At 63.0% G+C, this 7,532-nt stretch carries 7 protein-coding genes; 4 read left to right on the top strand and 3 right to left on the bottom strand.

Annotation, left to right across the window (positions count from 1 at the left end; genetic code table 11):
* Positions 1 to 125: 125 nt before the first annotated feature.
* Both PDR5_RS09335 and PDR5_RS09330 read right to left on the bottom strand, forming a co-directional pair.
* Positions 126 to 860: a thioesterase II family protein gene (locus PDR5_RS09335; protein WP_082934373.1), complete on the bottom strand. Its 735-nt coding sequence runs from the start codon at positions 858 to 860 to the stop codon at positions 126 to 128.
* A 78-nt stretch (positions 861 to 938) separates the two neighbouring features.
* The gene (locus tag PDR5_RS09330; protein ID WP_064594762.1) at positions 939 to 2,111 is read right to left on the bottom strand and encodes an MFS transporter; all 1,173 of its coding nucleotides are present in this window, start codon (positions 2,109 to 2,111) and stop codon (positions 939 to 941) included.
* Between the two features lie 208 nt (positions 2,112 to 2,319).
* Here PDR5_RS09330 and PDR5_RS09325 point away from each other — a divergent pair, with 208 nt between their 5' ends.
* The 4 genes from PDR5_RS09325 (at position 2,320) to PDR5_RS09310 (ending at position 6,551) form a co-directional block, all read left to right on the top strand.
* On the top strand, positions 2,320 to 3,120 hold the full coding sequence (locus tag PDR5_RS09325; RefSeq protein WP_064594759.1) for a glucose 1-dehydrogenase: 801 nt from the start codon (positions 2,320 to 2,322) through the stop codon (positions 3,118 to 3,120).
* The gene (locus PDR5_RS09320; RefSeq protein ID WP_064594757.1) at positions 3,113 to 4,942 is read left to right on the top strand and encodes a glycoside hydrolase family 15 protein; all 1,830 of its coding nucleotides are present in this window, start codon (positions 3,113 to 3,115) and stop codon (positions 4,940 to 4,942) included. Before PDR5_RS09325 ends, PDR5_RS09320 begins: the two co-directional genes overlap by 8 nt.
* 308 nt (positions 4,943 to 5,250) lie before the next feature.
* Positions 5,251 to 5,640: a hypothetical protein gene (locus PDR5_RS09315; RefSeq protein ID WP_064594755.1), complete on the top strand. Its 390-nt coding sequence runs from the start codon at positions 5,251 to 5,253 to the stop codon at positions 5,638 to 5,640.
* Between the two features lie 11 nt (positions 5,641 to 5,651).
* Entirely contained in the window at positions 5,652 to 6,551 is a 900-nt protein-coding gene (locus PDR5_RS09310; RefSeq protein WP_064594753.1) for an alpha/beta fold hydrolase, read from the top strand.
* Here the strand turns inward: PDR5_RS09310 and PDR5_RS09305 are convergent.
* Positions 6,520 to 7,503, bottom strand: a complete 984-nt coding sequence (locus tag PDR5_RS09305; RefSeq protein WP_064594751.1) for a GlxA family transcriptional regulator — start codon at positions 7,501 to 7,503, stop codon at positions 6,520 to 6,522. The genes PDR5_RS09310 and PDR5_RS09305 overlap by 32 nt on opposite strands.
* Positions 7,504 to 7,532: the final 29 nt, after the last annotated feature.

Below are 7,532 nucleotides of genomic sequence, written 5' to 3'. Positions count from 1 at the left end.
ACGAATGCACATCGGAAAAATTAGCGAATGAGAAGAACTATCAGGAGGGAAGCAGGCGGGAAGTTTCAGACGGGCAGGAAACCCTGTGGGCGCGATCAGCTCGCTCACACAGGGTTTCCCGTTGTTCAGGCAATGGCGGGCATTGAGTGCCGGCGATGGTGTACGTCGAGCTGATCCTTGATGACCTTCAGCACCTTGGCCTCGTGTTCATGGATGAAGAAATGACCGCCAGCAAGCATGTCCACGGAGAAACTGCCGAGGGTTTCCTTGCTCCAGCCGATCAATTGCTCGGTGGTCGCGCGGTCGGTCGTACCACCCAGCACATGCACCGGGCATTTGAGCAGCGGACGCTGGATCGGCTGAAAACGTCCGCACAACAGAAAGTCGGCACGCAGCACCGGCAGGGTCAGGCTCATCAATTCGGCATTGGCGAGAATTTCCTCGCTGGTGCCATTCAAGGTGCGTAACTGCTCGATCAGTTCGGCATCGCTCTTCGGTTCGGCAAAGCCGCGGTCATATTCACTGCGCAGCGTCGGCGCCGCCGTGCCGGAGGCGAACAGCGCAACCGGCTCCGGCAACCCCAGAGCGCGCAAGGCATGGGCCAGTTCGCAGGCAAGCAGCGCGCCGAGGCTGTGGCCGAAAATGGCATAAGGCGCACGCAGGGTCGTTTGCAGTTCGCTGGCCAACTGACGGGCCAGCGCCCGCATGTCGGTTTGCAGCGCTTCGCCAAAACGTGCGCCGCGACCCGGTAGCTCTACCGGCTGCAGCGTCAGCCACTGCGGCAATTTGCGGCGCCAGCGGCTGTAGACCATGGCACTGGCGCCCGAATAAGGAAGGCACAGCAATGTCAGCTGAGTCACCCGGCTTACCTCGAAAAGTTGTCTGTATAAAAGAACGAAGGCGGCCCTGCAGAAATTAGCCCGCGCGCGTCTATCCAGTCATTTCAAGTGGCGGAAACTCTGCACCGCCGAGCCCAGCACCACCGCCCCGGCGGCAATCGCCAGCCAGAAGCCGCTGCGGGCGCCGAACGCATCCACCAGTGCGCCGGAACCGGCGGCGCCGATGGCCACGCCGATGCTCAAACCGGTCACCAGCCAGGTCAGGCCTTCGGTGAGTTTGGCCGGCGGCACGATGCGCTCGATCAAAGCCATCGCCACGATCAGGGTCGGCGAGAAGAACAGCCCGGCGATGAACACCGCGACAGCCAACCCGAAAATGTTGTTCGCCAGCAACAACGGCAAAGTGGTCACCGCCGTCGCGATCCCGCCATACAGAAACAACCTGGACAACGGCAGTTTCGAGCGCATCGCGCCGAAGGCGATACCGGCCAGACAGGAACCGATGGCGTACACCGACAGCACGATGCTTGCCGCCGCCGGCTGGCCCTGCTGCTGGGCGAACGCGACGCTGACCACATCCACCACGCCGACGATCACGCCCATGGCAAGCATCAACGCCAGCAGCCACTGCACGTCGGTCGAACGAATGATCGAACCCTGATGCTGCGATTCGTGCGGATGCACCGGTGGCTCGGTGCTGCGCTGGGCCACAAACGCCGTCACACCAATCGCCAGCATCAACAACGCCGCCAGCGGCCCGGCCTCAGGGAACACGCCGACGCACAAGCCCACCGACAACGGCGGGCCGACGATGAAGCAGACTTCGTCGAGCACCGACTCCAGCGCATACGCGGTCTGCAATTGCGGCTGGCCGCGATAGATTTCGGTCCAGCGCGCCCGCGCCATCGCCGACATGCTCGGCATGCAACCGGCCAATGCGGCGCAGACAAACAGCGTCCAGGTCGGCGCCTGCAAACGGGTACACAATAGCAACATCAACAGCGCGCCCCCGCCGATCAGCGCCGCCACCGGCAGCACCCGCCCCTGGCCGAAACGGTCCACCAACCGTGACACCTGCGGCGCGCAAAACGCCGTGGCCAGCGCAAACGTCGCCGCCACCCCACCCGCCAGTGCGTAGCCGCCGGTCAATTGCGAGAGCATGGTGATGACGCCGATGCCGGTCATGGAAATCGGCATGCGCGCGATCATCGCGGCAATCACAAAAGCCCGGGCGCCGGGGGCGTTGAACAGTTCGCGGTAAGGGTTTGCCATCGGATGCAGCCTCATCAGGGGCGGCCAAGTTGCCACAAAGCCTGACGGGCGGGGAAGCGAGGAATTGTTGGTGGAGTGTGAAGTCCCTGTGGCGTGCAGGGCCAATCGCTGCAGCATAAAGCTGTCGATGATTTCATGTACGCGGATGAACTCTCGCCGCCGCCCATCAGTCAGCTAAGTAAGCCCTCAACCCAAGGCGCGACCCTGCATGCAGATTTCCCTCGCCCGTCAGGTGGCACTGGTCACCGGCGCCAGTTCCGGCATCGGCCACGGTGCCGCCAAAGCCCTGGCCGACGCCGGTGCTGCCGTGGTCATCAACTACAACCGTCAGGCCGAGCCCGCCGAAGCGCTGGCCCGGCAGATCGTCGCCGACGGTGGCCAGGCCATCGCCATTGGCGCCGACGTTTCGAAGGAGGAAGACGTTGAGCGGCTGTTCCAGCAGACCCTCGACGCCTTTGGAACGCTGGACATTCTGGTGGCCAACTCCGGCCTGCAAAAAGACGCGGCGGCGGTGGATATGTCGCTGGCCGACTGGAACGCGGTGATCGGCGTCAACCTCACCGGCCAGTTCCTCTGCGCCCGTGCCGCGCTGCGGATCTTCAACCGCCAGGGCGTGCGCGAAGGCGTGTCGCGAGCCGCCGGCAAGATCATCCACATGAGTTCGGTGCACCAGCGCATCCCTTGGGCCGGGCACGTCAATTACGCGGCATCCAAGGGCGGCGTCGATCAGTTGATGCAGACCCTGGCCCAGGAAGTCAGCCACCAGCGCATCCGCATCAACGGCATCGCGCCGGGGGCGATTCGCACGGCCATCAATAAAGACGCCACCGAAGGCGACGCCGCGCAGGAGCTGCTCAAACTCATCCCCTACGGTCGCATCGGCGATGTCGAGGACGTGGCCAACGCGGTGGTGTTTCTCGCCTCCGATGCCTCCGACTACATCGTCGGCACCACCCTGTTCATCGACGGCGGCATGAGCCTCTATCCGGAGTTCCGTGGCAATGGCTGAGCATCAATCCGAACGACAAAGCCCCATCGACGCCCACGGCATCATTGGCGACCTGCGCAGCGCCGCGCTGGTCAATGACAAGGGCAGCGTGGATTTTTTCTGCTGGCCGGCGTTCGACAGCCCGTCGATCTTCTGCTCGCTGCTGGACACCCCCGACGCGGGGATTTTCCAGCTTGCGCCGGACCTGCCCGATGCCCGGCGCGAGCAGATCTACCTGCCGGACACCAACGTCCTGCAAACCCGCTGGCTCAGCGATCACGCCGTGGTGGAAATCACCGATCTGCTGCCGATTGGCGACAACGACGATGCCCTGCCGCTGTTGATACGCCGGGTGCGGGTGGTCAGCGGGCAGGCGACGTTTCACCTGCGCTGCGCGGTACGGCATGACTACGCCCGCGCTGAGACCCGCGCCGTCATCGATAAACAGGATGTGCTGTTCAGCGCCAGCGGGCAGCCGACACTGCGGCTGGCCTCGGATCAAGCCTTGAGCGTCGATCAGGAAGCAGCGGTCGGGCAATTCACCCTCAAGCAGGATCAGACGGCGGCGTTCATGCTCGGCGCCAGCGACGATCCGCGCTTCGCCGAAGGCGCCGCCCAACTGTGCATCGAACGCACGCTGAAATTCTGGCGTGACTGGATCGGCCAGTCCAACTATCGCGGTCGCTGGCGGGAAATGGTCAACCGCTCGGCCCTGGCCCTGAAGCTGCTGACCTCACGCCAGCACGGCGCAATCCTCGCTGCCGCCACCTTCGGCCTGCCGGAAACACCCGGCGGCGAACGCAACTGGGACTATCGCTACACCTGGATCCGCGACGCCTCCTTCACCGTTTACGCCTTCATGCGCCTGGGGTTTGTCGATGAAGCCAACGCCTACATGCGCTGGCTGCGCGGGCGGGTCAGCGACTGCTGCGGCCAGTCATCGATGAAGCTGAACATCCTCTACGCCATCGACGGCCGCCAGGAACTGCCGGAAACCGAACTCACGCATTTGGCCGGGCATGGCGGTGCCAAACCGGTGCGCATCGGCAATGGCGCCTACGACCAGATTCAACTGGATATCTTCGGCGAACTGATGGACGCCGTTTATCTGGTCAACAAGTACGGCGACGCGATTTCTCACGAAGGCTGGCAACACGTGACGGAAGTGGTCGATCAGGTCTGTGAGACCTGGCAGACCAAGGACGTAGGCATCTGGGAAATGCGCGGTGAGCAACATCACTTCCTGCACTCGCGACTGATGTGCTGGGTGGCGCTGGACCGGGCGATCCGCCTGGCTTCAAAACGATCGCTGCCGGCGCCCTTCGCCCGCTGGGACCAGACCCGTCAGGCGATCCATGCCGACATCTGGGACAACTTCTGGAATGAAGAGCGCGGGCATTTCGTGCAGTACCAGGGCGGCACAGCGCTGGATGGCTCGATGTTGCTGATGCCGTTGGTGCGCTTCGTCAGCGCCAAGGATCCGAAATGGCTGGCGACGCTGGAAGCCATCGAGAAACATCTGGTGCGTGACGGCATGGTTTATCGCTATCGCAACGATGATGCCGGCATCGACGGTTTGTCCGGCACCGAAGGCGCGTTCGCCGCGTGCTCGTTCTGGTACGTCGAATGCCTGGCCCGCGCCGGGCAAGTGGAAAAGGCCCACCTGGAGTTCGAGCAACTGCTGCGTTATGCCAATCCGTTGGGGCTTTATGCGGAGGAATTCGACAACCGCGGCCGGCATCTGGGCAACACGCCACAGGCGTTGACCCATCTGGCGCTGATCAGCGCGGCGAGTTTTCTCGATCGCAAGTTGAGTGGGGAGAAGAATTACTGGCAGCCGTAGTCGTCCTTTTTCGATAGAGCCTGTAAGAAAGATCTCCACTCCAACCGCCGTTTGTAGGATGACCACCTACGAACGGCAAACACCCCAGACCCTTGCGGTTGGAGGGCTGGCCCACACAATCGATTCCTTTGGATACAACTTGTTGATGGCACGGCCTACAGAAACCTGCCAACCCCGTGTAACGCTTGGCCCGCAACTCGCACTTACACCCCGAAATACCTTGTTGCCAGCTGTTACATCCCCCCCTACCATCCACCGCAACGGGCACAGCGGAGCTGTCCAATAAAAACCCGATTCAAGGAACCAGAATGAGCCAACGCATCCACCGCCAGATCGACACCCCTCTGCGCACAGGCCTGACCCGCGACGAACTGTGGGAAGCCACCGACAAGGGCCTGATCAAATGCTGGGAAATCGGTCGCCAGCGCGCCACCCGCTTCCCCGACCTCGCCCAACGCTGTCGTGCCGACGAATTACCGGTACTCGGCTGGAAAGGCGGCGTGAGCCGCAGCCTGAAGAAAAACGAAAAATACGGATCGCTGAAATACCTCGCCCAGTGGCAGGGTTTGCGCGGGGAGGATCTGGATATTGATCTGGGCGCCGAGCGGGTCATGACCTGCTCGCGGACCAAGATGGTGGTGACGTTTACCCCGGATCGCAGCAAGTATTTCAATCAGGTTGCGGAAGCCGAGATGTAAGGAGACTGTCCATGACCCGTGCGGAAATCCGATTCAGCCAGACACCAAGCCTGACCATCGCCTATGAGCATCACGGCCCGGAAAACGGCACGCCGGTCATCCTGCTCCACGGTTTCCCCTACTCTCCCCGCGCCTACGACGAAATCGCCCCGCCGCTCGCCGCCCAGGGTTATCGGGTGATCGTGCCCTACCTGCGCGGTTACGGCCCAACCCGTTTCAACAGACCGGAAATGCTGCGTTCCGGCCAGCAAGCGGCGCTGGCTCAGGATCTGCTGGAGTTGATGGATGCGCTGGGAATCGAGCAAGCGACGCTGTGCGGTTACGACTGGGGCGGTCGGGCGGCGTGCATTGTGGCGGCGCTGTTTCCCGAGCGTGTGCGCGGTTTGGTGACGGGCGACGGCTATAACCTGCAAGACATTCCGAATTCGGTCCGGCCGCTTGATCCCGAGACCGAGCATCGCTTCTGGTATCAGTATTACTTCCACACGCCCCGTGGCGTTGAAGGGCTGACGCAGAATCGTCGGGCGCTGTGCGAGTTGCTGTGGCAATTGTGGTCACCAACCTGGGCGCGGAATGCCGAGCGTTTTCCACTGAGCGCGCCGGCGTTCGACAACCCGGATTTCGTTGAGGTGGTGATTCACTCCTACCGTCATCGCTTCATGTATGCGCCGGGCGATCCGGCGCTGGAGGGGATGGAGCAGGCGCTGGAGAAACAACCGGCGATCGGCGTGCCGACGATTTCGCTGTGCGGTGCCGATGATGGCGTTGGCCCGGCACCGGCGGACGATGAAGATGCACACCACTTTACCGGGCCTTATGAGCGGCGAGTGCTGACGGGTGTCGGGCATAACATTCCCGAGGAAGCGCCGGGCGAAACGCTCAAGGCATTACTGGATCTGCTGCAGCGCTGACCGAAAACCGCTCCCGATACGCCTGCGGCGTCACGCCCATGGCCCGCAGGAAACTGCGTCTCAAGGTTTCTTCACTGCCAAATCCACAGTTGGCCGCGACCCGTTTGATCGGCAATCCGGTGTCGCTCAGCAACCGGCGGGCGGTTTCGACGCGGATCAGTTCGATGGCCCGGGCCGGGGTCTGGCCGGTGTCGGCGCGGTAGTGGCGCACGAAGCTGCGTTCGCTCATGCCGGCCTGTTCCGCGAGGGTCGGGATGCCCAGGTCGCAGGTCAGGTGTTCGGCGATCCACGCGTGCAAATCGTCAAAGCGGTTGCCCTGTTTTTGCAGCGACAGCGTCACGCTGAACTGCGACTGCCCGCCCGGGCGCTTGAGGAACACCACCAGTTGCCGGGCGACGTCCAGGGCCATGTCGCGGCCGAGGTCGTCTTCGACCATGGCCAGCGCCAGGTCGATACCGGCGGTGACGCCCGCCGAGGTCCAGACCGGGCCGTCGTTGATGAAGATCGGATTCGGTTCGACCTGTAATTGCGGGTGCTGCTGCGCCAGTTGCTCGCAGCGGGTCCAGTGGGTGACGACCCGGCGACCGTCGAGCCAGCCGCTGGCTGCCAGCAGAAAGGCGCCGGTGCAGACCGAGGCCACGCGCCGACAGCCATTCGCATGTTCACGCACCCAATTCACCAACCCGGCGTCTTCGGCAGCGGCGTAAACACCCCAGCCGCCGGCAATGATCAGCGTATCGCTGGGCAGTTTCGGCAGCGGCTCGACCAACATCGCCAACCCGGCGGAAGAGTTGACCGCCCCGCCACCGCTGGCAATCACCGTTGGCGCATATGGCGCAGGCAAACCCTGCTGACGGGCGATATCGTTGGCCGAGGCGAAGACCTGCAACGGCCCGGTGACATCGAGCAATTGCACATTGGCGAACGCGAGGACGTGAATGGTTTTCGGCATTTGGCGTAATTCGTGGGCTGATTGGCGTA

It is taken from the genome of Pseudomonas sp. DR 5-09, assembly GCF_001655595.1.
GTDB lineage: Bacteria > Pseudomonadota > Gammaproteobacteria > Pseudomonadales > Pseudomonadaceae > Aquipseudomonas > Aquipseudomonas pharyngis.
This window is presented reverse-complemented; position numbering and strand designations above follow the sequence as displayed.